The organism is Streptomyces sp. NPDC016851 (assembly GCF_055562795.1).
This window is the reverse complement of the sequence record NZ_JBVHEP010000026.1, coordinates 1-25,138: the sequence shown is the minus strand read 5'-3', so window position 1 is coordinate 25,138 and position 25,138 is coordinate 1. Positions and strand designations below refer to the sequence as shown.

Below are 25,138 nucleotides of genomic sequence, written 5' to 3'. Positions count from 1 at the left end.
GCCCTGGGTGTCAGAGGGGGGTGGGGCCGGTCTCGCCGCCGGGCTGGATGCGGCCGCGCCAGGCGCCGGACTCACCACCGCGCTTCTCGATGTACTGCTTGAAGCGCTTCATGTCGCCCTTGATCTGGCGGTCGATCGCGCCGAGCATGTCGCCGGCCTTTTCCACGGCTCCGCTGGGCTCGACGTCCATCACGAGCTCCACCCGGGTGTGGGTGTCGTCCAGGCGCTGGAAGCGGACCGTGCCCTTCTGGTGGGTGTCTCCGCTGGTCGTGCGCCAGGTGACGCGCTCGTCGGGCAGCTGGTCGACGATCTCGGTGTCGAACTCGCGCCGCACTCCGGCGACCTTGGTCGTCCAGTGGTTGTGACGGTCGTCGAGCTGCCTTACCTCCTCGACGCCCTCCATGAAGTTCGGGAACTCCTCGAACTGCGTCCACTGGTTGTAGGCAGTGTGGATGGGGACGTCGACTTCCACGGTTTCCTTCACGGTGCTCATCTGCATGCCTCCGTTTTCCTGATCGACTGCTGGAGGCCCATCGGCCCACACACAGGTCCGGGCCCGTGGCGGACGAGTACCCGGGATCATCCGGTTCCCACACGGTTCGGTGCCGTCCCGCAAAGGCAGGGTGCGGGCGGGTCAGACGGCGGAGGCGGCGGCCGCGGCCGTCTCCGAGCGGAAGCCGTGGCCGACCTCGGGAGCCAGGCCGTGGTAGTGGCGGAAGTTGTAGATGAGCGGGCTCCAGACGGCCGGGTCGATGTGGTGGGTGCCGGGTACGACGACGCGGTCGGCGGCGTGGACGCGCAGGACCTCGCACTCGACGCTGAAGAAGCGGCCCGCTCCGCCGGGGGTCAGCGCGGCGGCCCGTGCCTCCAGCTGGAGAGCGCACTCGGCGACGCGCGGCGGCTTCACGAGGTCGGCGGCGGCCGGGGTGAGCCCGGCCGCGGCGAACTTGTCCGGCTCGTAGCGGTACAGCGCCCGCTTGGCCTCGGGCACCGGATCGGCACCGGTGAGCGGTGCGAGGCGTTCCACGTGCTCCCACAGCTCGGGCGAGGCGACGTTGATCACGAGTTCCGGGCGCTCGACGAGGTTGCGCACGGTCCGGCTCTCGCTGCCGATGCCCAGGACGATGTGCTGCCCCAGGGCCCAGGCGGAGGAGATCGGGGCGAGATTGCAGGTGCCGTCGTCGTTCTCGCTGGTCAGCAGCACGACGGGCGTGCCGAAGTAGAGGACGCTCGGCCGGATCACTCGGTGGGTGTCGGTCGTCATGACCCAGACGCTACGGGCGGGACGTTTCGATGCGCGTCGAAGTGTCGGCCGGGGACAATCGGCCGGTGACCAGTCCCGACGTCCATGCCGAAGAACCGGATCTCGCCTCGCTGGGGGCGCTGCTGGCCGATTCCACGCGCGCCGCGATCTGCCTCGCCCTGCTCGACGGCCGTGCCTGGACGGCCTCCGAGGTGGCCCGCCTCGCCGGTGTCGCGCCGTCCACGGCCACGAGCCATCTGAACCGGCTGGTGGCCGGTGGTCTGCTGGCTCAGGAGCGCCGGGGGCGGCACCGCTATGTGCGACTGGCCGACTCGGGCATCGCGGAGATGATCGAGGCGCTGGCGGCCAGGGCGCCGCGCCGGCGGGTCCCGGTCCGTTCGCTCACCGCCGCCCGGCGGCACCGCGGCGTCGGCTTCGCCCGTGTCTGTTACGACCATCTCGGCGGCTCCCTCGCCGTGGCGATGACCGATGCCATGACCGCTCGCGGGCTGCTGTCCTGGGAGTCCGGCCCGGCGCTCACCGCGTCGGGCACGGCATGGCTGACACGCCTCGGGATCACGGACGAGGCGGCGGGAGCGGCGGGGCGTCCGCATGTGCGGACCTGCCTGGACTGGACGGAGCAGCGACCGCACCTGGCGGGCGCGGTCGCCGCGGCCCTGTTCCACCGCGCGCTGGAGGCGTCCTGGCTCGTGCCGGGCGACGGCTCCCGCGTCGTGCGCCTGACGGAGCAGGGGCGCGACGCCCTCCGACGGCACCTGGGCCTGGCGGACGAGGCGCTCAGCACCGGCTGAGCACCTCCCCGCCCCGGGAAGCCCGGCCGGGCTCAGAACCGGTGCTGCTGCTGCTGCGGCTGCCCGTAGGTCTGGCCGCCGTCGCCGCTCGCGCTCTGGGCCTGCAGCTGCTCCGCCTGTTCCTTGGTCACCTTCTGTTCCGCACCGCAGAAGGTGCACTGCGTGAGGTGCTTCGTCGAGATCGGGAACAGCGGCACGAAGAACAGCGTGAACTTCGTGACGCGCTTCCTGAGCGTGTGCGCGGCGGGGTTGCCGCACTGGCCGCAGACCAGCGTCAGTATCGCCAGCTGGTACAGGTACCCCTTGGTGCCGAAGATGATCACGTGACGGTCCTTCCCGGGTCGGATCTTCCTCCAGTGTCCTGTATCGCGGTCCGCCCCGACGAGCCGGTGTCCACGGGAGATGTGCCCTCGTTCGTGTGGAGAGCCCTGCGGGGCGTGGTCCAGTCGGGTGACGGCGGGCCGGGGGCCGCCCGGTGCGCCGATACGGTTCCGCGGTGACCTCGATCTCACCCGAAACGCAGTCCGTGCACACCGACGACCTGGGCTCCCTCGTCGTCCTGTCCTGGCGGAGCACGACCCCCGACGGGGACGTTCCGTACCTCCTGGCCTGCTCCCTCGGAGACGGTGCGAACGGCCCGGAGGCCACGTCGAAGGCCATCGAGCAGTTGCTGACCGACGCCGGCCTCCCTCCGGGCGAGGGCCTCGTCCACGCGACCCAGCGGCCGAGTCTGCCGGTCGCACTGCTCGTCGTGCCCGGGTCGGCCGTCCTGACCGTGAAGCATCTCAAGTCCCAGTTCGTCCCGCCGGAGACCTGGCTGGACGCCGTGGGCAAGCTCGGGTACGCCTACCTCATCTTCGCCACCCGGCCGTGGCCGGAGGGCGCCGAGCCCGGCGACGTCGAGACGCTGGCCGCCTTCACGTCCGACGACGACGTGCTCACCTCGGCGGCGCACGTCGTCCTGCCCGCCCGCAGCCTGCGGAGCTGAAGCCCGCCCGGCCCGGGCCACCGTGGGGTGGCCCGGGCCGTGGCGTGCCGGTGCTCAGCTGGAAAGCGCCGTCAGCACCACGGTCTTGGCCTCCTCCTGGACCTGGCGGAGGTGGTCGGGGCCGCGGAAGGACTCGGCGTAGATCTTGTAGACGTCCTCGGTGCCCGAGGGGCGGGCCGCGAACCAGGCGTTGTCGGTGGTCACCTTGATGCCGCCGATGGGTGCGCCGTTGCCGGGGGCCTCGGTGAGCACAGCGGTGACGGCGTCCCCGGCCAGGGTGTTCGCGCTGACCTGGGCCGGGGAGAGCTTGGCGAGCAGGGCCTTCTCCTCGCGGGACGCCGGGGCGTCGATCCGCGCGTACGCCGGTTCGCCGAAGCGGGCGGTGAGCGCGGCGTAGTGCTCCGAGGGGGTCTTCCCGGTGACCGCGGTGATCTCGGAGGCGAGCAGCGCCAGGATGATGCCGTCCTTGTCGGTGGTCCACACGGAGCCGTCCCGGCGCAGGAAGGACGCCCCGGCCGACTCCTCCCCGCCGAAGCCGATGGTGCCGTCGACCAGCCCGTCCACGAACCACTTGAACCCGACGGGCACCTCGGCCAGTTCGCGGCCGAGGTCGGCGGCGACCCGGTCGATCATGGCGGAGGAGACCAGGGTCTTGCCGACGCCGGCGGCCGCGGGCCAGCGGTCGCGGTGGGCGTACAGGTAGGAGATGGCGACGGCGAGGTAGTGGTTGGGGTTCATCAGGCCCGCGTCGGGGGTGACGATGCCGTGCCGGTCGGCGTCGGCGTCGTTGCCGGTGGCGACGTCGAAGCGGTCGCGCTGTTCGATGAGCGAGGCCATCGCGTACGGCGACGAGCAGTCCATGCGGATCTTGCCGTCCCAGTCCAGCGTCATGAACCGCCAGGTGGGGTCGGTGTGCGGGTTGACCACGGTGAGGTCGAGGCGGTGCTGTTCGGCGATCCGGCCCCAGTAGGCGACGGACGCCCCGCCCAGCGGGTCCGCCCCGATGCGCACGCCCGCCGCGCGGATCGCGTCCAGGTCGAGCACGCCGGGCAGGTCGGTGACGTAGGTGCCCAGGAAGTCGTAGCGGCCGGTGGTGGCCGCGGCGAGGGCCCGGGCGTGGGGGATGCGTCGTACGTCCTTCAGGCCGCCGCGGATGATCTCGTTCGCCCGGTCCTGGATCCAGGAGGTCGCGTCGGAGGCGGCGGGCCCGCCGCTGGGCGGGTTGTACTTGAACCCTCCGTCGGCGGGCGGGTTGTGGGACGGGGTGACGACGACACCGTCCGCGAGGCCGGTGGTGCGCCCGCGGTTGTGGGTGAGGATGGCGTGCGAGACCGCCGGGGTCGGCGTGTAGCCGTCCGCTTCGTCGATCAGCACCGTCACCTCGTTGGCGGCGAACACCTCCAGCGCGGTGACCCGCGCGGGCTCCGACAGGGCGTGGGTGTCGGCGCCCAGGAACAGCGGGCCGTCGGTGCCCTGGGCCGCGCGGTACTCGCAGATGGCCTGGCTGGTGGCGGCGATGTGGTCGTCGTTGAACGCGCCGGCCAGTGAGGTTCCGCGGTGTCCGGAGGTTCCGAACGTGACGCGCTGCCCCGGGTCGTCCAGGTCGGGATGGAGCGCGTAGTACGCGGTGACCAGCCGAGCGACGTCGATGAGATCTTCGGGACCGGCCGGACTGCCCGCTCGCTCGTGCTGCATGGGCCCGCTCCTCCACGTGGTGTGATCCTTCGCTTGCGCACTCATCCTTCCTCGTCACAGCCGTGACGCGCGAGAGGGGCACCGCTGTGAGTGCCGGATGTGCGCCAGGCCACGCGGCGAACCGCCGGACCGCGGCACGCACCACGAGGAGGCGGCGCCGCGTACCACCGGGACTCCCGGTGATGCGCCGCGCCGCCTTCCTCCTGGTGGGCGCTTCGCCGGCGCCCTGGCCTCGGGTCAGATCCGCCCGCCGGTGAGCCGGGTGAGCGGGCCGTACGCCTGGCGCTCCGCGCGGCGTCCCACCGCGTACGACGCGGCGGTCAGGGCGGTCAGGCCGGCCCCGACGCCCGCGGCGACGGCCTTGCGGTGGGCGATCACCGTCCAGGCGGTCTTCGCGGTGGCGGCGACCTGGCCGGAGGCCGCGACGACCGCCTGGCGGCCCGCCTCGACTCCCTTGGCCGCGGTCTGCACGGCCGCCGTCGTCGTCTCTGCGGAGCGCTCGGCGCCGGCCTTGACGGCTGACGCCGCGTCATCGGCCTTCGTGGTCGCGCGCTTGGCGGCCTGGGTCGCCGGCGCGGTCGCCTTGTCCGCCGTGCGACGGGCCTTGGACTCCGTCGCCCGTATGGTGGTCGGCTTCTGATTCGTGCGCTTGTTCTCTTCAGTCATGGACTCCGACTTGCCTCTGACTCCCGCGGCAAACACGTTCGGCCGCGCACCGTCCGGGCGGGCGCAGGGCTGAGCACCTCGTCGGAGGGGTAAGCGAGCTACAGGCAAGACGACGTCAGAACACGAGGGAGTGCACCATGGCCGGCATCCTGAATCGCATCAAGCAGTTCGCCCGGAGCCCGCAGGGGCGGCGGGCGGTCGAGCAGGCACGGCGGGCCGCCGCCGATCCCCGCAAACGGGCCCAGGCCCAGCGGCTGCTGGGGAAGCTCCGCGGACGCCGCTGACCGGGCCGGAAACCAACTCCTCGAACACACGCGTGTGTTCATGCCCGGCAGGGGCACTTGGGTCGCACCACACCTGAGAGGAGCTGGTTCGATGCGCAGGGCAGGGAACGGCAGGAAGGTCTGTGCCTTAGGCGTCGCCGGTGTGCTGGCCGGCACGGTGCTGGCCGGCTGCGGCGACGACGACGGCACGGGTGACGGCGCCGGGGATTCCTCGGCGCAGGGCAACGCGCAGGAGCAGGGCACACAGGCGGTGCGCTCGGCCTACGACAGGACGGCCGAGGAGGACACCGCCAAGGTGAGGCTGCGGGTGCAGACCTCGGCCCAGGGCGCCTCGGAGACCGCGAACGGGCAGGGCGCCGTGGACCTGGACGACGGCGACAGCGTCGTGACGCTCACGGTGCAGGGGCAGCGGATCGAGCAGCGCGTGGTCGATCAGGTGCTGTACCAGAAGATGCCGAAGGGGCAGGCGCCGGGCGGGAAGCCCTGGATCAAGATCGACCTGGGGAAGGTCTCCGCACAGCAGGGCTCGGGCGACCGGTCCATGAGCGATCCGGCGCAGTCCGCGGCGTACGCGAAGGCGATCACCGACAAGGACGTGACCAAGAAGGGCACGGCCACGATCGACGGCGTCGAGACCACGCGGTACCGCGTCTCCGTCGACGTCGCGAAGCTGCCGGGCGGTGATGCGCTGCGGCAGCAGGTCGGCCCGACCCTCCCGATGGATGTGTGGCTGGACGAAGAGGGCCGCATGCGCCGTCAGCAGATCGACATGACCCTCAAGGCGGCACCGGGGTCGACGGAACGGTCCTCCACGGACGCCTCGTCCTCGCCCCGGAAGGTCACGGTGCGCACGGCCACCGACTTCACCGACTTCGGCACCGACGTGGAGGCGGACGCGCCCCCGGCCGGGCAGGTCACCGACATGACCGGCAAGGCCCTGGAGCAGGACGGGAAACAGGGCTGACCCGGGCTCACCCCACGCCACGGCTGTGGAACCGCCGTACGAGGTCGTCCGCGGCCGCCGGCCAGTCGGGGAGCCCGAACGTGAAGCCCGCGTCCAGGAGGCGGCCGGGGACGACGCGGCGGCTCTTCAGCAGCAGTTCGGTGTCCGAGCGCAGGACGAAGGCGCCGGCCCCGGCCATCCAGCGCGTCGCGGGCAGGCCCACCGGGACGCCCCACGCGGCCCGCAGGGCGCGCATGAAGTCGCGCTGCGGCAGGGGCCCGGGAGCGGCGAGATTGACCGGCCCTGTGATGTCGTCCCGGGCGACGAGGAACTCGACCGCCCGGACGAAGTCCTGGTCGTGGATCCACGACACGTACTGTGCGCCGCCGGCGACGGGGCCGCCGAGGCCCAGCCGGGCCAGCCGCAGCAGGACGTCGAAGACGCCGCCGCGGTCGGGGCTCATCACCATGGCGGCGCGCAGGGCCACCTTCCGGGTGTGCGGGGTATCGGCCGTCTCCTGCTCCCGCTCCCAGGCCTTGGCGATGTCGACGCTGTAGGACCAGTAGCCGGGGGCGTCGGGTTCGCTGCCGCCGATCACGCCGGTGGCCTCGTCGTTCGGCGCGTCGTAGCGGTGGGCGTAGACGGTCGCGGTGCTCATCTGGAGCCAGACCCGGGGCGGCCGGGCGGCCGCGGCGATCGCCTCGCCCACGACCCGGGCGGAGTGGACCCGCGAGTCCATCATCTCCCGGAGGTTGGCGGGGGTGTAGCGGCAGTTGACGCTCCGGCCGGCCAGGTTGACCACGACATCGCTGCCGTCGATCTCCTCCGCCCACGGCCCCGGGGTCGCGCCGTCCCAGTGCACTTCGCCCTGCAGCCGTGGGCGCCTGCTCAGCACCACGACGTCGTGTCCGGCCGCGCTCAGCGCGCGCTTCAGGACTGTGCCGACCTGCCCGGTCCCGCCGGGCATCACGATCTTCATGTCACTCCCCCTCGACGTGTGGGAACGACCCTAGCCCATATTTGAACGCGTTCAAAACTCTCGATGGCGTCGGCCTTGGCCTGTGCGGATGCGCCATCGGGCAAGATGGGGCCCATGAGCGTAGTCAAGATCAATGTGCTGACCGTGCCCGCCGAGCAGCGGGAGACGCTGGAGAAGCGGTTCGCCTCCCGCGCGCACACCGTGGAGAGCTCCGACGGCTTCGAGTGGTTCGAGCTGCTCCGCCCCGTGGAGGGCACCGACACGTACCTCGTCTACACCCGGTGGCGTGACGAGGCGTCGTTCCAGGCCTGGATGGAGGGACCGATGAAGGCCGCGCACCGGGGCGGCGGCGAGGGCGGCGAGCGCCCCAAGCCGGCGGCGAGCGACTCGACGCTGTGGTCGTTCGAGGTGGTGCAGCAGGCGGGGCCGAAGAGCTCCTCCTGAATCCACAGGGCCCTTCGATCCACAGGGCCCTCTAGCCGTCGCCCTCTTCCCTATCGGGTTCCGCCGCGAGGACGATGATCGCGATCTGTACGCGGTTCTCCAGTCCGAGTCTGGTCAGGATGCGGTTGACGGTGCTCTTCACGCCGGCTTCCGTGAGGCCGAGCGACCCGGCGATCCGCGCGTTCGGGAGCCCGCGGGCGACCAGTTCCGCGACATCTCGTTCGCGCCGCGTGAGCGCGGCCAGCGGGTCGCCCGGGCCGCCGGGCGACCCGTCGGCCGGTGACAGGCGGGCCCGCACGCAGGACAGCAGGGGCGGCGGCAGGTCGGTGAACGCCCGGATCAGCCGCCGTGTGACCGTCGGCGCGAGCATCGCCTCGCCGGCCGCGACCACACCGATCGCCTCGGCCAGCAGTTCCGGCGTGGTGTTCTTCAGCAGGAACCCGCTGGCCCCGGCGCGCAGCGCGGCGTGCACGTACTCGTCGAGGTCGAACGTGGTCAGCACCAGCACGCGCGGACGGGGCCCCTCGTGCGGCCAGCCCTTCAGGATCCGCGCGGTCGCCTCCACCCCGGTCATGCCGGGCATCCGTACGTCCATCAGCACCACGTCCGGGCGCAGTTCGTACGCCGCCTCGACGGCCCGCGCGCCGTCCGCCGCCTCGCCCACCACCTCCACGTCCGTACGCCGCCGCAGCATCACCCGCAACGCCGTCCTGACCAGCTCCTGGTCGTCCACGGTCAGCACCCGCACCGGCGGCGTCATCGGCACTCCTCCGGCGCGTGTGCTCCCTCTGCGAGCACGTACGGGCTGCCGTCCTGCGGCCGGAACACGGCCACGACCCGCCAGCCGCCGGCCGGGAGCGGTTCCGCGCGGAGCGTGCCGCCGAACAGCGCGGTGCGCTCACGCATGCCGATCAGCCCGAGCCCGGAGCCGGGCATCGGGCGACGGTCCGGGGCCGGCGCGGCGTTCTCCACCGTGACGGTCAACCGGCCCTCTCGGCAGGCCAGTTGGACGCGTACGGGTACGGCGCCGGCGTGTTTGCGTACGTTGGACAGTGCCTCCTGGACGACGCGGTACGCCGAGACCTGCACGGCGGCCGGCAGCTCCACGACGGGCCCGGTCACCGTGAGCGTCACCGGGCAGCCCGCCGCCTCGGACTCCCCGGTCAGCCGTTCCAGGTGGCGCAGGGACGGCTGCGGGAGCGGCGCGGCGCCACTCTCCGGCGTCGGGTCCGCGAGCAGCCGGACCAGACCGCGCATCTCGTCCAGCGCGGTGTCCGCCGCCTCGCTGATCGCCGCCACCCCCTGACCGGCGGCGCGCGTGTCGTCCGGCAGGACGACGGTGACCGCATGCGCCTGCAAGGCGATCGCGCTGACGTGGTGCGCCACCAGGTCGTGCAGATCACGGGCGATCCTGGCGCGTTCGGCGGCCACCGCGCGCCGGGCGCTGACCCGCTGCTCGGCGCGGAGCCGTTCGGCCAGGTCGCGCAGGCGCGCGGCGTCGGCGTACAGCCGGCGCCGTGACGCGCCCAGCAGCCATACGGCGGCGGCCAGCGCGGCGGCCACCAGGTAGTCGGCAAGCCCCAGGGGAATGGCCGTGTCGGCCGACGAGAACACGTTCAGCCGGCCGCCCGCCGCCTCCGGGGCGACCAGCGTCGCGGTGAGCGCGACGGGAGCGAGGAGGCTGCGGGGCGCGGGCGCGTGCCGTGCCACCGAGTAGCAGGCCAGGAACACGGACTGGGCGTTGTCACCGGCGGGGTCGAGCAGTTCGCCCGCCAGATAGCAGGCCGCCGCGGCGGCCAGTACCAGCCCCGGACGCGAACGCCGCCACACCAGCGGCAGACACGCCCCGACGAGCAGTGCCATGACGGCGGCGGAAGGGCCCGCACCGTCGGGCCAGGGCTGGCTCAGCCGGAGCAGCACGGCGATGCCGGTGAAGACGGCAGCGACGAGCACGTCCGCCGGGCGGCCGGCGAACCCGCGGCGCAGTGTGGCGGCGGAGGCCCGCACGGAACCGCGCGGCGCCCGTACGGACCGTACGGACCGGTCCGTTCCATGCCGCCGCCGCGAACCCCCCGTCATGCCCAACCCCGTCTCCGTCCCGGTTTCCCCGTCCCCGGTCCCCGCCCGCAGAGCGGTCTTCGGCCCCGCGGCCCCGCGGCCCCGCCCGCATCGTATGACCGGTGATAGCAGGAGACGCAGGGCACGGAACGAAAGTTGCGCCGCCCGACCCTCCCGGCGGACGACGCCCGACCGGGGCCCCGCTCCTAGCGTCGGTGGTGCTTTCCGCAGACAACGTCCGTACCTCTGGAGGATCCCGTGTCAGCCACCCCGCCCCGACGGCCTTCCCGGCCGCGCCGCCGCCACGTCACGCTGGGCATCGCCGCCGCCCTCGCCATGGCGGTCGCCGTGCCGCCGGCCGTCACCCACGCCGTCGCGGGGGTGAGCGAGGACGGCGGTTCCGCCTCCGCCGCCACGCGGGACACACCGTTCCAGCGCGACGCCGACGCCGTACACGACACCGGCGCCATCGGCGTGCAGGCCCGGGTGAGCGGTGGCCGGCCTGCTCCCGCCACCGTGACGAGCGGCACCGCCGACCTCCGTACGGGCCGCCCCGTGCCCGAAGGCGGCTACTTCCGGATCGCCAGCAACACCAAGACCTTCGTGGCCGCCGTCGTGCTCCAGCTCGTCGGCGAGCGGAAGGTGGCGCTGGAGGACACCGTCGACAAGTGGCTGCCGGGCGTGGTGCGCGGCAACGGCAACGACGGCCGGAAGATCACCCTGCGCCAGCTGCTCCAGCACACCAGCGGCATCCACGACGACTACCCCGGCATCGACACGGCGCAGGAGTACTACGAGGTCCGCTTCCACCCGTTCACCCCCGAGCAGTTGGTCGAACGGGCCATGCGGCACCGCCCGGACTTCCGGCCCGGCAAGGGCTGGGGGTACTCGAACGTCGGCTACGTCCTGCTCGGCATGGTCATCGAGAAGGCGACCGGCCGCACCTGGCACGACCAGGTACGGGACCGGCTGCTGAAGCCCCTGGGACTGCGGCACACGTACTACCCGGGCGACTCCCCCACCGTCCGGGAGCCGCACGCGCGCGGGTATCAGCGATTCGCCACGGCGCCGAGGCTCGTTGACGTGACCCTGTACCAGGACCCCAACGCGTCCGGCGGCCTCATCGGCACCACGGCGGACCTGAACCGCTTCTTCCGCGACCTCCTCGGCGGCAAGGTCCTGAAGCCCGCGCAGCTCAGGGAGATGAAACGCACGGTCCCGCTGAACGACGAGTTCCAGGTGCCGTACCCGGGCGCGCGGTACGGGCTCGGGCTCATGAAGAACAGACTGCCGTGCGGCGGCTGGTCCTGGGGCCACGGCGGGGACGAGATCGGCTACATGAGCCGGAACGCGGTGAGCGACGACGGCCGGGTCGCCGTCACCGCCTCGATCTCCACCGGGTGGGCCACCTCCGTCGAGGACGCGCTGCGGCAGCACCGGGCGGGCATGCGGCTGGTGGCGAACGCGTTGTGCCGCGACGGGATCTAGGGGTGTCTCCTTCTGGGCCCCCGCTCAGGGGCGCCAGGAGCGCGAGGGGGCGGCCGTGCGGCCGACCGCCGCGGCCAGTTTGCGGAGGCGGCGCCAGTCCAGGCGCGGCGGCACATCGGGGACCCCGGGGCGGTTGCGGGGCACCCGGACGCGCAGGGCACGGCGGGCGATGCGGCAGCGGACGGGGGCGGGCAGGGTGAGTGCCTCGCCGTCCAGGCCGACCTCCAGGTGCGGTGCGTCGGCCTCGACGACCACGTGCTGGGCGGTGAGCATCGTGAGGCCCTCAGGGCGGGGGGCCAGCAGGAGTTCGGCCGCTTCCACGGCGCTGTCGACGCGTACGGCGAGCACGCCCAGCTTCCCGGAGTCGAGCCGCTGGCGCCGGCCGAAGCCGAACGGATCGTCCATGCGGTACGGGTTGTTGCTCACGAGCACGGCCTGCGGATCGGCGATCACGGTGCCGTCGGCGCCGGCGGTCAGCCGCGGGCCGCTCTGCCGGGTGAGCAGTTCGGGCAGCCGCTCCAGCGCCGCGCCCACCTTGTCCTCGCGGTAGCCCGGGCTCTGCACGACGGCCCCGTACGCGCCGAACGACGCGTTGTTGACGAAGGGGCGGTCGTCGGCGAAACCGAGGTCGACGCGGAGTTCCACCCCGTCGGTGAGGGCGTCGAGGCACGTCGACGGATCGTCGCGGTCCAGGCCCAGGTCCATGGCGAAGTGGTTGCGCGTGCCGGCCGAGATGACGAGGAACGGCAGGCCGTGTTCCGCCGCGACGGCGGCGACCAGAGCCTGCGTGCCGTCGCCGCCGGCGACGCCGAGCAGGTCGGCTCCGTCGGCCACGGCGGCCTTGGCCAGGGCGGTGACGTCCTGGTGCTGGTCCGGGTCGAGGAGGACGACGCGGGCGCCCAGCGCCTCGGCCTTCTCCTTGATGCCGAACTTCCCGACCTTGCCGCCGCCGGAGCGGGGGTTGAGCAGGAGGAAGGGGCGCTTCGGCGGTGGCGTGCGGTACTCCTTGACGCGTACCGGCCGCAGGCCCGTGCTGCGCAGGGCGTAGCGGCCGCTCCAGACCGCGAGGCACCACAGCAGCAGGGACGCGAAGACCACCCAGAGCAGATTGGCGACCGCGAAGAGCGTGATGACGGCGACGGGGGCGACGACGGCCAGTGCGGCCGCCGCCGTGCGGACCGGTCCCCGGCGGGACAGGACCCACCAGAGCGCGGCCGCGGTCAGGGCGAGTCCGGCCAGGCCGGCCGCGAGCAGCAGCAGTCCCTTGAGACCGCCGGTCACGAGGGGCAGCGACGCCGCCAGCACCACTGAGGCCAGGGCTCCCCTGGCCGCCCATCTCTGCCGGCGGTGATTCCGCTCGCTCATCGCCGATCCCATGTCGTCCTCCGCTCGAAGGCGCGGGCGGACCTTCCGGACCGCGCCCGGCCGTAAACATCGTGCCCGCCGACGGATCGGCATGGCTACCGCCATCCCTGATGACTCCCCCGCCCTGAGTGGCGTCAGACGTGACGATCTTCGGGGGCGAAGCCATCGGTAGCGTACGCGGCCCCGCGAGCGCGCTTCCGCGCACCGGGGCACTTCGGCGCCCGCCCGCTCCACCGCTGTCGGCAATGGACGCGCACTCCCCCTTGACCTTGTGAGTCTTATTAAGCAACTCTGCTGCCTGTGACAGTTCCTGTCGACGAGGAGGCCGGCACGCGATGGAGTGGACGGGCGCGCGGTACGCGGACGGACCGACGGTCGAGGCGAGTACGTGGATCGCCGCCCCACCGGGGCGGGTGTGGGCACTGGTGTCCGATGTGACGCGGATGCCGGAGGTGAGCGAGGAGCTCCAGTCGGTGCGGTGGATCGACGAGGCCACCGCTCCCGTGGTCGGGGCCCGTTTCGTCGGGCGGAACAAGCACGAGGCGTTCGGCGAGTGGGAGACGACCTCCACGGTCGTCGCGTGCGAGCCCGGGCGGATGTTCTCCTGGGCGGTCGGGGATCCGGACGAACCCAGTGCCGTCTGGCGGTTCGCCCTCGCACCCGTGAACGGCGGGACCGAGCTGTCTCAGTGGATGCGGATGGGGCCCGGTCGCTCCGGGCTCTCCTTCGCGATCGACGCCATGCCGGAGAAGGAGCAGAAGATCGTGTTCGTGAGGTTGCGGGAGTTCGAGCGCGGCATGACCGCCGCGCTGGAACGCATCCGGCAGTGGGCGGAGGCGGAGGCCTGATGCGGACGGCGACAACCGTAGAGGCGTCCGGCCTCGGCTCCTGGTCCCGGCAGGCCGACTTCGTCGTCGAGGCCGAGAAACTGGGGCTCGACGTCTGCTGGGTGGCCGAGGCGTGGGGCTCCGACGCCCCGTCCGCCCTGGGCTTCTACGCGGCCCGTACGGAACGGATGCTGCTGGGCTCCGCGGTCATGCAGGTCGGGACGCGCACGCCGGTGGCGCTCGCCCAGACGGCGATCACCCTGTCCAACCTGTCCGGGGGGCGCTTCCTGCTCGGGCTCGGCCCGTCCGGTCCGCAGGTGATGGAGGGCCTGCACGGGGTGCCCTTCGCCCGCCCCCTGGCACGCGTGCGCGAGACGGTGGAGATCGTGCGGCAGGTGCTCGCGGGCGGCAAAATCTCCCACTCGGGCTCGGAGTTCGAGATTCCGCTGCCCGGCGGGGAGGCGGTGCCGATGCGCCTGTCCATGCGGGCCGAGCACGCCGTACCCCTGTATCTGGCCGCGCTGTCACCCGCCATGCTGCGGCTGACCGGCCAGGTCGCGGACGGCTGGCTCGGCACCAGCTTCGTACCGGAGGGCGCGGCGGACGCCTACTTCGCTCCGCTGGACGAGGGGCTGGCCGCCGCCGGCCGCGGCCGTGAAGGCTTCGACGTCTGCCAGGGCGCCGAGGTCGCCTTCGCCCCCGACGAGGAGGCGCTGGGCGCCATGGTCGCCGGCCGGAAGAAGGAACTCGCCTTCAGCCTGGGCGGCATGGGCTCCGCGTCGGCCAACTTCTACAACCGGGCCTACAGCCGGCAGGGCTGGGCCGAGGTCGCGGCGGAGGTACGGGAGCGCTGGCAGGCGGGCGACCGGGACGGTGCGGCCGGTGTGGTCACCGACGAGATGGTGCTGGCGACCACGCTCATCGGCACGGAGGAGATGGTGCGGCGGCGGCTGGGCGTCTGGCGGGACGCCGGGGTGAACACGGTCCGTCTCTATCCGGCCGGTGAGACGCTGGAGGACCGGCTCGCCACCCTCGGCCGGGCGATCGAGCTGGTCCGTGAGGTCGGCGGCACCGCCTGAACACGATGGCCGGGTAGGCTCCCTTGCCGATCATCGGACGACATGAAAACAGGGGGGCTCCGTGCGGGCCATGGCTACCGTGACGACGACCGCACTCGCGTGCCTGCTGGCCGGTGCCGCACTGACCGGGTGCGGCACCGGCGGTACCGGTGGTACCGGCGAGGAGAAGTCCGCGGGTGACATCCTCGACGAGGCCAACGCGACCATGCGCAAGCTGAGTTCGGTCACGGTCGACATCACCAACCGCACGAAGAGCGGTGGTTCGGTCACCAACCGTCTCGTGACCGACCTCGACAGCCGGTGCCGATCCAGGACCACCTGGTCCGGGGGCGGCACGCTGGAGCAGATCCGGCTCGGCGAGACGGACTACGTCCGGCCGGACCGGGCCTACTTGCAGAAGTGGAAGAACTACCCGGGCGTCACCGGCGAGCAGAAGCTGTGGGTGAAGACACCGGTGGACCCGGCCGCCCGGGGCGGCGACGGACTCGCCTCCTGCGAACGGCCCTTCGACTCGTTCGGCACGGCACGCAAGGGCGGCTCCACCCGCGTCGAGGATACGCAGGCCGTCGAGCTGATCGTGACCGACAAGGCGGACAAGAAGGGGACGTACACCTTCTACGTGGCGGCCGAAGGCAAGCCGTACCTGCTCAGGACGGTCTACAAGAGCGCCGCACAGCAGACCACCACCTCGTTCGGCGACTTCGACGAACCGCTCGACATCCGGGCCCCGAAGGCGGGCGAGGTGCTGAGCCTGCCGGGCGGCAACTGACCCGCCGCCACTGGAGAGCAGGCGAGTGCCGACAGCGCTTTCCGTTGGAATTCCGGCAGCAAGTGGCCGAGCGGGGCGAATCGGCTCACAAGGGCTTGACGGGGCGGGATGCGCTCGGCCTACTTGAAGGCGCAGCCGGCCGTGTCGGGGGTCTGGTCCGGCGTCGGCCACTTGGGCCGGATCGCTCCGTCCTCCCCCGCCGAGACGCAGGTCAGGGGTCTGATGGTGCGGCGACGATGGGCAGCGGCGGTGGGTTTGGTGGCCTGCCTGCTGTTGCTGCATCTCGCCGTCCCGGGGCTCGCGCCGGGCGGGCGCGCGGCTGACGCCACGGTCACGGCGGCGCTGAACGCGGTGGAGCCGGGGGCGGCTTCGGACGCCGGGGGTGAAGGGACCGGAGTCGAGGGGACCGGAGCCGAGAGGGCCGGAACCGAGAGAGCCGCAGCCGAGAGGGCCGGGGAGCCCTGTCCGCGCGAGGAGGAGCCGTCGGTCCGGCAGCCGGCGGCGCGGACGCCGAGGACGGCGGGAGCGGCGCGAGCGGGCGCCGTGGTGACCGGCGCGTCCATGGTGGACCGGGGCGGTACGGACGTCCGGGCGGCGGGAGCGGGCCGGAGTCCAGGGGTGGCCGCAGCCGCCCCGAACACAGTTGAGCTGCAGGCGTTTCGCTGCTGAGCGACGGCAGTACCGACCAGGGCCTGCGCCCTGCGGCCCGGAGTACTGCCTGGTGCCGGTACGCGGTGATGTGCAGGCCTTCGTGTGTCCCCATGCCGATGACACAGGAGGCGGAGTTGCCCGGAAAGCGTGTTCTGATTCTCAAGCCGGACGAACTGAGCCCGTCCGACCAGAAGATGTGGCGGGAGATACGGACGGAGTCCGGTGCCCCGGCGAATCCCTTTCTCGACCCGGCGTTCACCACGGCGGTGGGGCAGGTCAGGCCCGCGGCCCGAGTGGCGGTGCTGCTCGACGACGGCTCCCCGGTCGGGTTCTTCCCGTACGAGAGGGGGCCCTTGGGGCAGGGCCGGGCCATCGGGCTCGGTGTGTCCGACAGCCAGGGGGTCGTCTTACGCCCCGGGATCCGGCTCGACGCCCGCAGGTTACTGCGGTCCTGCGGGCTGTCGTCCTGGGAGTTCGACAACCTCGAAGCAGGTCAGGGGGTGTTCGTGCCGCACGCGGTCGAGGAACTCGCCTCCCCGGTCGTCGACATCGGCGAGGGGTTCGAGCGGTACACGCGGCGGCTGCGCGCGAAGTCGCCGAGTTTCCTCAGACAGACCCTGGCCAAGGAACGCAGGCTGGCACGGCAGGTCGGCGAGGTGCGGTTCACGTACGACGCCCGGGATCCGGGTGCCTTGCGGGCGCTGATGGAGTGGAAGTCGGCGCAGTACCGGCGGACCGGCCGGCGCGACCGGTTCGCGCAGGAGTGGATCACCCGGCTGGTGGGGCTGCTCGGGCAGAGCGAGGATCCGGAGTGCCGTGGCGTGCTGTCCGTGCTGTACGCGGCGGACCGGCCCGTGGCCGCGCACTTCGGTCTGCGCTCGCGCACGGTGCTGTCCTGGTGGTTCCCGGCGTACGACCGCGACTACGCCAAGTACTCCCCCGGACTCGTGCTCCAGCTGAGGATGCTTCAGGCCGCGGCGGCGGACGGCGTCGAGACGGTCGATCTGGGGAGCGGTCCGGCCCGCTACAAGGAGTCGCTCAAGACCCGTGACCTGCGGGTGTACGAGGGGGTGGTGGTACGGCCGGTGCCGGGCGGGGCCGTCCACTGGCTGAGCCGGGAGCCGGCACGGGCCGCCCGTCGCTTCGTCCGCAACCGGCCCCGCCTGGCCGGCGCGGCAGCGCGGGCACTGGAGGGGGCGGGGCGGCTGCGCGGTCACTGAGACCGGCCTGGCCGGGCGCCCGGCTCCGGGGAACCGGGCGCACCACGGTCACCTCGTGGCGGTCCAGCTGTGGGCGACGTCCACGATGACGCGGCCGTCGAGCTGCAGCACCCGGAAGGGCAGCCGGGCGCGGACGCCGAGCCCGACCTGGGTCTCGCCCTCGAAGCTGCCGGCGAACCGGGTGTCCCGGAAGGTGCGGTAGCCGGTGAGGTCCACGCCCGGCAGCGGGCGCGAGACCCGGCCGGGATACGTGGCGGCGCCGGTCTCCGGGTCGTAGGCGGGTGCTGCGACCCGCACCTCGAGGACGGCTCCGCCGGCCACGGGTATCTCCCGGCCCGAGCCGTCCTGGTAGAGCCGCTCGACGTAGCGGACCGAGTAGCCGATGTCGCTGCCCCCGCCGGGCACGTCGATGACCATCCGGTCGAAGCAGGTGTGACGGCCGGTCCGGATGTCCTCCACCGGCGCGATCGTGCCACTGGTGTCGGTCTTGGGCAGGCTGCCCCAGCCCGTCGGACAGGCCGTGGCCTGGGCGGCGGTCCGGGCGGCGACCGGTGCGGCACCGGCCGGGACGGCTGCCACACCCACCGTGGCGCCCACGAGCGCGAGAGTCGCGCATGCTGTTCTGATTCGTACCATTACCGCCCCCGAGGCTCATGTGTTGCTGGTATGGGGTGAGACGTCCGGACGGACCGAAAGGTTGCACCCACCGCGCCGGACCGCCGACCATGGCACATCCTGGTGGGGAGCGATGGGGTCCGGTGCGTCCGTACCGGGAGGACGCGAGATGGATGAGTCAACCGCCGTACCGGACGGCCCGCGGTCACCCGATGGCCGGAGCCGGGGCGGTGGTGACGGCCGGGCCCGGACCGGGGACACCGGCTGGGTCGAGGATGCCCTGACCGCTGCGCTGATCGAGGCCGTACGAGACCTCGGGGGGTACGGCGGACTGGTCTACCTGCGCTCCCGCGACCGGCGTTCGCTCGTGCTCGCGATGGTGACCGGGGTGCCACGGTCGCTGCTGAGAACCTGGTGGCGGGTGCCGGTCGGCGGTGCGCTGCCCATGGCGGAGGCCTACCGGCGCAACGAGACGCTGTGGCTGCCGGACGAGCGCGCCACCATGGTGCGCTTCCCGCACTTCACCGCCGGGCTGCCGTACTCCTTCGGCTCGGCCTACCGCCCCGTCCGGGCCGGCGGCGAGACCGTGGGTGTCCTGGTCGTCCTGCGTTCGGCCGGCCGGTCGCCGATCGAAGCGGAGGCCGTGGAGCCGGCGCTGCGCCCGGCCGGGCAGGCCATGGAGGAGCGTCTGACCCGCCTCGCCGCAGAACGGCCGGGCGCGGAATCGGCCGCTGACCGGGTCGAGTACGACGGCGAACCGGTGGGCGTGCGGCTGCCCACGCCCGCCGTCCATCCCGTCCGGGTCGGGATCATCGACTGGGACCTGGACAGCGACCGGTGCACGGCGGACGACGAGGCGCTCGCCCTCCTCGGCATCGGCCGGGCGGACTTCGGCGGCACGATGGCGGAGATCGTGGCCCGGGTCAGCCCCGACGACCTGCACGAACTGCGCGCGTGCCGGCACGACGCGCTCACGCTCGGCCGGGTCAGTTCCCGGCACTTCCGGGTGCGGGACGACTCCGCGGGCGAGGCGGAGGCCGGCTACCGGCCCGTCGAGCTGTGGGGGCATCTCGTGCGCGGCGGCGCCGGTTCCGGCCGGGTCCTGGTGGGTGCCCTCGTCGACGCGGTCAGCGGCCTCAGGGCGGCCGAGGCCGCGGAACGGCTGCCCGACGGTGTCTTCTCCCTGGACCAGGACGGCCGCGTGACGTACGCCAACCACCGCTGCGAGGAACTGCTGGGCGGCGGCCGGGAGGCGCTCCTGGGCCGCTATCCGTGGGAGGTGATCACCTGGCTCCGGGATCCGGCGTACGAGGACCGCTACCGGGCGGCGATGCTGTCGCAGGAGCAGGTGTCGTTCCTGGTGCGGCATCCCGCCGGGACCTGGCTGAGCTTCGTGCTGTACCCGGATGTGCACGGGCTGACGGGCCGGGTCCGTCCGGCCGGGCCGCCCACGGAGGCCGGGGCGGCGCGCGAGGCAGGGTCCGCCGCCGGTCCCGTACCGGGTGCCGTGGCGCCGCCGCCCGGGCCGGTCGCGGCGGCGCGTGCCGGGGCGCTGTACCACGTGGTGCAGATGGCGAGCGTGCTCACCCAGGCGGTCACCGTCGAGGACGTGTGCCGGGCCGTGTCCGAGCAGCTGCTGCCCGCGTTCGGCGTCCGGGAGCTCGCCCTGTACACGGTCCGCGACGGCCGGATGTACCTGTTGTGGGAGTCGGGCTATCCCGAGGGCTTCCTCGCCCCCTTCGAGGGGGTCACCCTCGACACGCAGCTGCCCGGTGTGCACGCGCTGACCACGCGGCTGCCGCTGTTCTTCGAGTCGCCCGAGGACCTCTCCGTCGCCTACCCGGGCATCACCCTGGACCGGATGAGCGCCTGGTCGTTCCTACCGCTGATCGCCTCGGGGCATCCCGTCGGCTCGTGCATCCTCGGCTGGGACACCCCGCACCGGTTCACGCCCGACGAGCGTTCCGCGCTCACCGCGCTGAGCGGGCTGGCCGCGCAGGCGCTGGAGCGGGCGCGGCTCTACGACGCCGAGTCCGCCGTCGCCCGCGGTCTTCAGGAGGGGCTGCTGCCGCACCGGCTGCCCGCCGTCGAGGGGCTGCGCACCACCGGCCGCTATCTGCCCGGCACCCAGGGCATGGCCATCGGCGGCGACTGGTACGACGTGGTCACCACCGGGCGCGGGGTGGCCCTGGTCATCGGGGACGTCGAGGGTCACAGTGTCGGCGCCGCCGCGGTGATGGGCCAGCTGCGCAGTGCCGTGCACGCCTTCGCGGCGAGCGAGTGGCCGCCGCAGGAGGTCATCACGCACACCAACCGGCACCTGGCCGAGCTGGAGGCGGATGTCTGCGCCACCTGCTGCTACATCGAGCTGGACCCGCGTACGGGGCGCGCGTCGGCCGTGCGGGCCGGGCATCCCCCGCCGCTGCTGCGCCACCCCGACGGGCACGCCGAGACGCTGGATCTCGCGGGCGGCGTCATGCTGGGCGTGCAGCTCGACGCGGACTATCCCGTCACGGAGCTCACGCTGGCCCCCGGCAGCGTTCTAGCCCTCTACACCGACGGGCTCGTGGAGCAGCCCGGCAGCGACATCGAGACGGGCATCGAGGAGGTCCGCCGCTGCCTCGCCGACACCCCGGCGGACTCGGTGGAGCAGCTCGCCGACCGGCTGGTGCGCACGGCCCGCCGCGCCCGGGAGCGGCCCGACGACGTGGCGCTGCTGCTGACGGCGTATCGCTGAGCGACCGGGCTGCCGACGCATGCAACCGGTGTGCGCGGCGTTGCGCGGGGTACGGTGGGCGGGACGGGCGAGCAAGGCGGTGGTGGCGGTGGAATGGCAGCGGTACGCCGAGCAGATGGCGATGCTCGCTCGCGATCTGGTGGCGCAGGACTCGGTGCAGGCGACACTGGACGAGATCTCGGCAGCCGCCGTGAAGCTGGTCGAGGGCTGTGACGCGGCCGGGATTCTGGCGGTGTCCAAGGGCAAGGCGGTGACGCTCTCCGTCTGCGGCGACATGGTCGAGGAGTCCGACCGGCTGCAGGGCGAGCTGGGCGAGGGACCGTGTTTTGACGCGGCCCGGCGCGTGGACGGTGAGCGGCTGTTCCGCATCGCCGACATGACGAAGCCGCAGCCGTCCTGGCCGCGGTTCTCCCAGGCGGCCCGCGACCTCGGGATCGGCAGCATGACCGGTGTGCTGCTCTACACCGGCGACGAGGACTTCGGCGCCCTCAACATGTACTCGCGCCGGCCGGGGGCCTTCGGCCAGGACATCGAGGCGGCGGGCTGGCTGCTCGCCTCCCACGCCGCCGTCGCGCTGGCCACCGCCCGCACCGTCGACCAGCTCGAGCACGCACTGGAGACCCGGCATGCCATCGGGGAGGCCATGGGCATCCTCATGGAGCGTCACCGGCTGAGCGAGGACGAGGCCTTCGACGTGCTGCGGCGCATCTCCCAGCACCACAACATCAAGCTGCGCGACGTCGCCCAGCGCGTCCGCGTCGACGCTCCCGGCCAGACCTGACCGGAGCGCTGCGGCGACCTCACGCCGGGCCGCCGCCGGAGTGGGAGGTGCGCGGCAGGAGCACCGTGATGGCGTCGGCGCGCTGTCCGGTGGGGGCCGTGTGGCGGACGAGCCTGTCGATGAGCCGTGCCAGGTCGTGGCCGTCGCCGGCGTCCGGACGCCCGGCCAGGCCGGAGGTGGTCCGGGTCGTGTGGAGTACCAGTCGGGCGGCGCGCCGGAGCACTGGCCGGGCGGCATGCCGGAAAGCACGTCCGGGCGGCGTGCCGTGCTGGCAGAATCGGAGGCCTCGACGGCGACCGGGAGGCCGGCCTTGCAGACGCTGACATCGCAGGATCCACTGGCCGTCGCCGTCACCGAGGCGATCCGGGGCGGTGATCTGCCCAGGCTGCGGCAGCTGCTGGCCGAGCATCCCGGTCTGGCCACCGTCCGCGTCACCGAGCACGGCGAGGACGGCAAGGGCACGCGCAGTCTGCTGCACATCGCGACCGACTGGCCCGGTCACTACCCGCATGGCCCCGAGGTGGTCGCCGCGCTGGTCGCCGCCGGGGCCGATCCCAACGCCCGCTTCGGCGGCGCGCACGAGGAGACGCCGCTGCACTGGGCGGCCAGCAGCAACGACGTGCCCGTCCTGGACGCGCTCATCGCCGCCGGGGCCGACATCGAGGCCCCGGGTGCGGTGATCGCCGGCGGCACACCGCTCGCCGACGCCCGCGCCTTCGGCCAGTGGCGTGCCGCGCACCGGCTCGTCGAGCACGGCGCCCGCACCACCCTCCAGGACGCCGCCACGCTCGGCCTGCTGGACCGGGTCCGGGCGTACGTCGAGGCCGATGAGCCGCCCGCGCCCGACGAGATCACCAGCGCCTTCTGGGGCGCCTGCCACGGCGGTCACCTGCCCACCGCGCAGTACCTCCACGGGCACGGCGCGGACATCGACTGGTGCGGCTACGACGACCGGACCCCGCTCGAGATCGCCCGGGCCCAGGACGCGGACGACGTCGTGCGGTGGCTGCGCGGCCTGGGGGCGCGGACCCGCTCATAGCGTCCGCGGTGTCTCACAAGCAGTAGCGCACGAGCCACTCGTCCTGGTTGTACGCGGTGCGCGCCGGGTCGAGCACGCCGGCCGCCCGTTCCTCGACCGTGTCCTCCAGGCGCACCGGCTCCGGCAGTGTCCCGAACCGGGCCTGGCGTGCTGCGGCCTCCGCCTCGTTGCTCCGCTGCGACGTCGCGTCGTCCACGGCGATTCCCCTCTCCGGCTGGTCTCCTACGACCGATCGGCCTCCCTGGGCAATGAGTTGACGTACGAGCCGGGCTCATGGTTCCCGCGAGGGCCGCTTGTTCGACCCTACGAACTTTCCGCTCGGCTGTTTCCCTTGCGCGGCGCCAGTGATAGTAAACCTTCCTATCAGTTCTGCACGGCCAGCTCTTCCAACCCCCACCTTGCTTGGAGGCCCCGTGAGACACCCCTCGACGCCGGCGGCGCGCCGCACCGTTCTGGCGCTGTTCGGCGCGACCCTCGCCGCCGCCCCGTTCCTGCAGCCGCCGCCCGCCACCGCATCCGCCCGTGCGGCCGGGCTCGACGACCCGGCGAAGAAGGAGATCGCCATGCGGCTCGTGTCGAGCGCGGAGAACTCCTCGCTCGACTGGAAGGCGCAGTACCAGTACATCGAGGACATCGGCGACGGCCGCGGCTACACCGCCGGCATCATCGGGTTCTGCTCCGGCACCGGCGACATGCTCGACCTCGTCGAGCTGTACACCGACCGCAAACCCGGCAACGTCCTGGCGAAGTACCTGCCGGCGCTGCGCAGGGTCGACGGTTCCGACTCGCACGACGGGCTCGACCCCGGCTTCCCCGGCGACTGGCGCAGGGCGGCCCGCGACGCCGAGTTCCGCCGCGCCCAGGACGACGAGCGCGACCGGGTGTACTTCGGCCCGGCGGTCCGGCAGGGGAAGGCGGACGGGCTGCGGGCGCTCGGCCAGTTCGCGTACTACGACGCCATCGTCATGCACGGCGACGGCAACGACCCCCTGAGCTTCCGCAACATCCGCAAGCGGGCGCTGCGCACGGCGAACCCTCCGGCGTGGGGCGGTGACGAGGTGAGGTACCTCGACGCCTTCCTGGACGCACGCGTGTGGGCGATGAAGCAGGAGGAGGCGCACAGCGACACGAGCAGGGTCGACACGGCGCAGCGGGTCTTCCTGCGCGAGCGCAACCTCGACCTCGATCCGCCGCTGGACTGGAAGGTCTACGGCGACAGCTACCACATCGGCTGACGACCGCGGCCCGGGCAGGATTGGTCCAGCAAGCAGGCACCGAAGTGGACCCCTTCCCGGGCCGCCCGGCTGCCTAGCGTCGCCCGTATGAACGCCACCACCACGCGCGGTGCTCTTCTCGCCGCGCTCGCCTGCGTCCTCGTCGGAGCGTCCTTCACGGCCAACAGCGTCCTGGGCGACTACCCGTACGCGGGCGGCCAGTTCCTGCGGTACGGGCTGGCCTGTCTGCTGCTCGTGCCGCTGGCCGGCAAGGGCGCGGCCGCCCGGCTGCGGGCGCTGACACGTCGTCAGTGGCTCCGGCTCGCGTTGCTCGCCGCGGTCGGCATGGTCGGATTCAACCTGGCCGTCATCGCCGCGGAGCGCACGGCGGAACCGGCGGTTCCGGGCGTGTTCGTGGGCTGTGCGCCGGTGGTGGTCGCGGTGCTCGTGCCCCTCCTGGACGGTCGTCGGCCTCAACGAGCCGTGCTGTACGGGGCGTTGCTCGTGGCCGTCGGTGCCTGCGCCGTCCAGGGCTGGGGGCGCACCGACGGCGCGGGCATCGCCTTCTCCGTGTGCGCCCTGGCGGGGGAGGTCGGGTTCGCCGTGCTCGCCGTGCCCGTACTGCGGCCCCTCGGTCCCCGGCTGCTGTCCGCCACGGTGTGCGCGGTCGCCGCGCTGGAGTCGGCGGCGGCCGGACTGCTCGCCGACGGCGCCGGGTGGCTGCGGCGGCCGGACACCGTCGAGACCCGCGCGCTGCTGTGGCAGGCGGTGGTGGTCACGGTGGTCGGATTCGTGTGCTGGTACATGGGCATGCAGCGGATCGGAGCGGAACGCGCCACCCTGTTCTCCGGCCTCATCCCGGTCGCGGCGGCCTGCACCGCACCGCTCGTCGGCACGGGCTCCTACGGTCTCGCGCAGGCGGCGGGCAGCGCGCTGGTCGGCCTCGGTGTCGCCCTCGGGTCCGGGGCGCTGACGCGGCCGGGCAGAGGCGGACCGCAGGTGATCCCCGCCGGCGGCCGCACTCCCCCGGCGGCCACCTTCCGGGGGAACGGCCGCCCTGAGGAGCGTGGTGAAGCCGTGTCCGGCACGCCGGAGTGATCCCGCTTGCCCTAGGTGTATTGATCACGAGCGTTGTTGACACTGACGGGGCTTGATCATGGCGAAGACCTCCGGTGTGGTGGAGCTGTCTAGGACTGCACCGCACGGAGGTCTTCGTGTCCCACCGTAATGCCCGGCTGACC

Annotated in this window: 27 protein-coding genes; 15 read left to right on the top strand and 12 right to left on the bottom strand. The window is 72.9% G+C overall.

All coding sequences use genetic code 11. The annotated features are described in order from the left end of the window. Positions 1-10: 10 nt before the first annotated feature. Complete coding sequence (locus ACZ3I3_RS32915; RefSeq protein WP_388055917.1) at positions 11-493, bottom strand: SRPBCC family protein; 483 nt, start codon at positions 491-493, stop codon at positions 11-13. Positions 494-634: 141 nt separating this feature from the next. Further along, positions 635-1,264: a flavin reductase family protein gene (locus ACZ3I3_RS32910; RefSeq protein WP_467370986.1), complete on the bottom strand. Its 630-nt coding sequence runs from the start codon at positions 1,262-1,264 to the stop codon at positions 635-637. Positions 1,265-1,329: 65 nt separating this feature from the next. Between ACZ3I3_RS32910 and ACZ3I3_RS32905 the strand changes: the two genes are divergently transcribed. Beyond that, entirely contained in the window at positions 1,330-2,055 is a 726-nt protein-coding gene (locus ACZ3I3_RS32905; RefSeq protein ID WP_467370985.1) for an ArsR/SmtB family transcription factor, read from the top strand. Positions 2,056-2,087: 32 nt separating this feature from the next. Here ACZ3I3_RS32905 and ACZ3I3_RS32900 read toward each other — a convergent pair whose 3' ends face one another. Then, positions 2,088-2,378: a zinc-ribbon domain-containing protein gene (locus tag ACZ3I3_RS32900; protein ID WP_399416528.1), complete on the bottom strand. Its 291-nt coding sequence runs from the start codon at positions 2,376-2,378 to the stop codon at positions 2,088-2,090. Between the two features lie 173 nt (positions 2,379-2,551). Between ACZ3I3_RS32900 and ACZ3I3_RS32895 the strand changes: the two genes are divergently transcribed. Further along, on the top strand, positions 2,552-3,043 hold the full coding sequence (locus ACZ3I3_RS32895) for a DUF5949 family protein (protein WP_467370983.1): 492 nt from the start codon (positions 2,552-2,554) through the stop codon (positions 3,041-3,043). A 54-nt stretch (positions 3,044-3,097) separates the two neighbouring features. Here ACZ3I3_RS32895 and pgm read toward each other — a convergent pair whose 3' ends face one another. Then, on the bottom strand, positions 3,098-4,738 hold the full coding sequence (gene pgm, locus ACZ3I3_RS32890; protein ID WP_467370980.1) for a phosphoglucomutase (alpha-D-glucose-1,6-bisphosphate-dependent): 1,641 nt from the start codon (positions 4,736-4,738) through the stop codon (positions 3,098-3,100). 237 nt (positions 4,739-4,975) lie between these two features. Further along, complete coding sequence (locus ACZ3I3_RS32885) at positions 4,976-5,404, bottom strand: hypothetical protein (protein ID WP_399416524.1); 429 nt, start codon at positions 5,402-5,404, stop codon at positions 4,976-4,978. Positions 5,405-5,541: 137 nt separating this feature from the next. Here ACZ3I3_RS32885 and ACZ3I3_RS32880 point away from each other — a divergent pair, with 137 nt between their 5' ends. Beyond that, on the top strand, positions 5,542-5,688 hold the full coding sequence (locus ACZ3I3_RS32880; RefSeq protein WP_274813646.1) for a hypothetical protein: 147 nt from the start codon (positions 5,542-5,544) through the stop codon (positions 5,686-5,688). Positions 5,689-5,779: 91 nt separating this feature from the next. Continuing rightward, positions 5,780-6,652, top strand: a complete 873-nt coding sequence (locus tag ACZ3I3_RS32875; RefSeq protein WP_467370977.1) for an SCO4651 family lipoprotein — start codon at positions 5,780-5,782, stop codon at positions 6,650-6,652. A gap of 7 nt (positions 6,653-6,659) precedes the next feature. On the opposite strand, the gene ACZ3I3_RS32870 is transcribed toward ACZ3I3_RS32875, so the two are convergent. Then, on the bottom strand, positions 6,660-7,610 hold the full coding sequence (locus ACZ3I3_RS32870; protein ID WP_467370975.1) for a DUF1731 domain-containing protein: 951 nt from the start codon (positions 7,608-7,610) through the stop codon (positions 6,660-6,662). A gap of 114 nt (positions 7,611-7,724) precedes the next feature. Between ACZ3I3_RS32870 and ACZ3I3_RS32865 the strand changes: the two genes are divergently transcribed. After that, a complete protein-coding gene (locus ACZ3I3_RS32865) occupies positions 7,725-8,054 on the top strand; it encodes an antibiotic biosynthesis monooxygenase family protein (protein ID WP_467370974.1) in 330 nt (109 codons plus the stop codon). A 31-nt stretch (positions 8,055-8,085) separates the two neighbouring features. On the opposite strand, the gene ACZ3I3_RS32860 is transcribed toward ACZ3I3_RS32865, so the two are convergent. Both ACZ3I3_RS32860 and ACZ3I3_RS32855 read right to left on the bottom strand, forming a co-directional pair. Next, entirely contained in the window at positions 8,086-8,814 is a 729-nt protein-coding gene (locus ACZ3I3_RS32860) for a response regulator (RefSeq protein WP_467370972.1), read from the bottom strand. After that, the gene (locus ACZ3I3_RS32855; protein WP_467370970.1) at positions 8,811-10,133 is read right to left on the bottom strand and encodes a sensor histidine kinase; all 1,323 of its coding nucleotides are present in this window, start codon (positions 10,131-10,133) and stop codon (positions 8,811-8,813) included. Before ACZ3I3_RS32855 ends, ACZ3I3_RS32860 begins: the two co-directional genes overlap by 4 nt. Before the next feature lie 237 nt (positions 10,134-10,370). Here ACZ3I3_RS32855 and ACZ3I3_RS32850 point away from each other — a divergent pair, with 237 nt between their 5' ends. Next, positions 10,371-11,600: a serine hydrolase domain-containing protein gene (locus ACZ3I3_RS32850; protein WP_467370968.1), complete on the top strand. Its 1,230-nt coding sequence runs from the start codon at positions 10,371-10,373 to the stop codon at positions 11,598-11,600. A gap of 24 nt (positions 11,601-11,624) precedes the next feature. On the opposite strand, the gene ACZ3I3_RS32845 is transcribed toward ACZ3I3_RS32850, so the two are convergent. Continuing rightward, positions 11,625-12,977 (bottom strand): diacylglycerol/lipid kinase family protein, encoded by a 1,353-nt coding sequence (locus ACZ3I3_RS32845; protein WP_467370966.1) that lies wholly within the window; start codon positions 12,975-12,977, stop codon positions 11,625-11,627. 323 nt (positions 12,978-13,300) lie between these two features. Between ACZ3I3_RS32845 and ACZ3I3_RS32840 the strand changes: the two genes are divergently transcribed. The 4 genes from ACZ3I3_RS32840 to ACZ3I3_RS32825 all read left to right on the top strand — a co-directional run bounded on the left by ACZ3I3_RS32840 (position 13,301) and on the right by ACZ3I3_RS32825 (position 17,511). After that, the gene (locus tag ACZ3I3_RS32840) at positions 13,301-13,813 is read left to right on the top strand and encodes an SRPBCC family protein (RefSeq protein WP_467370965.1); all 513 of its coding nucleotides are present in this window, start codon (positions 13,301-13,303) and stop codon (positions 13,811-13,813) included. Next, positions 13,813-14,871 carry an LLM class flavin-dependent oxidoreductase gene (locus ACZ3I3_RS32835; protein ID WP_467370963.1) on the top strand — a complete coding sequence of 353 codons (1,059 nt, stop codon included), beginning with the start codon at positions 13,813-13,815 and terminating at the stop codon, positions 14,869-14,871. The genes ACZ3I3_RS32840 and ACZ3I3_RS32835 overlap by 1 nt, the downstream gene beginning before the upstream one ends. Positions 14,872-14,941: 70 nt before the next feature. Beyond that, the gene (locus ACZ3I3_RS32830; RefSeq protein WP_467370961.1) at positions 14,942-15,640 is read left to right on the top strand and encodes a hypothetical protein; all 699 of its coding nucleotides are present in this window, start codon (positions 14,942-14,944) and stop codon (positions 15,638-15,640) included. A gap of 767 nt (positions 15,641-16,407) precedes the next feature. Continuing rightward, entirely contained in the window at positions 16,408-17,511 is a 1,104-nt protein-coding gene (locus ACZ3I3_RS32825) for a GNAT family N-acetyltransferase (RefSeq protein ID WP_467371116.1), read from the top strand. A 48-nt stretch (positions 17,512-17,559) separates the two neighbouring features. Here the strand turns inward: ACZ3I3_RS32825 and ACZ3I3_RS32820 are convergent, their stop codons facing one another. Further along, complete coding sequence (locus tag ACZ3I3_RS32820) at positions 17,560-18,147, bottom strand: AMIN-like domain-containing (lipo)protein (protein ID WP_467370959.1); 588 nt, start codon at positions 18,145-18,147, stop codon at positions 17,560-17,562. 148 nt (positions 18,148-18,295) lie between these two features. Between ACZ3I3_RS32820 and ACZ3I3_RS32815 the strand changes: the two genes are divergently transcribed. Next, positions 18,296-20,863: a SpoIIE family protein phosphatase gene (locus ACZ3I3_RS32815; RefSeq protein WP_467370957.1), complete on the top strand. Its 2,568-nt coding sequence runs from the start codon at positions 18,296-18,298 to the stop codon at positions 20,861-20,863. 115 nt (positions 20,864-20,978) lie between these two features. After that, positions 20,979-21,644, top strand: a complete 666-nt coding sequence (locus ACZ3I3_RS32810) for a GAF and ANTAR domain-containing protein (RefSeq protein ID WP_467371114.1) — start codon at positions 20,979-20,981, stop codon at positions 21,642-21,644. 19 nt (positions 21,645-21,663) lie between these two features. On the opposite strand, the gene ACZ3I3_RS32805 is transcribed toward ACZ3I3_RS32810, so the two are convergent. Further along, entirely contained in the window at positions 21,664-21,867 is a 204-nt protein-coding gene (locus tag ACZ3I3_RS32805; protein ID WP_467370955.1) for a hypothetical protein, read from the bottom strand. A gap of 87 nt (positions 21,868-21,954) precedes the next feature. Here ACZ3I3_RS32805 and ACZ3I3_RS32800 point away from each other — a divergent pair, with 87 nt between their 5' ends. Continuing rightward, positions 21,955-22,683: an ankyrin repeat domain-containing protein gene (locus ACZ3I3_RS32800; RefSeq protein WP_467370954.1), complete on the top strand. Its 729-nt coding sequence runs from the start codon at positions 21,955-21,957 to the stop codon at positions 22,681-22,683. Between the two features lie 13 nt (positions 22,684-22,696). Here ACZ3I3_RS32800 and ACZ3I3_RS32795 read toward each other — a convergent pair whose 3' ends face one another. Further along, a complete protein-coding gene (locus ACZ3I3_RS32795; protein WP_467370953.1) occupies positions 22,697-22,879 on the bottom strand; it encodes a hypothetical protein in 183 nt (60 codons plus the stop codon). 217 nt (positions 22,880-23,096) lie between these two features. On the opposite strand from ACZ3I3_RS32795, the gene ACZ3I3_RS32790 reads away from it, so the two are divergent. Further along, complete coding sequence (locus ACZ3I3_RS32790) at positions 23,097-23,918, top strand: chitosanase (protein ID WP_467370951.1); 822 nt, start codon at positions 23,097-23,099, stop codon at positions 23,916-23,918. 87 nt (positions 23,919-24,005) lie between these two features. Beyond that, complete coding sequence (locus ACZ3I3_RS32785) at positions 24,006-24,995, top strand: EamA family transporter (protein ID WP_467370950.1); 990 nt, start codon at positions 24,006-24,008, stop codon at positions 24,993-24,995. Positions 24,996-25,138: the final 143 nt, after the last annotated feature.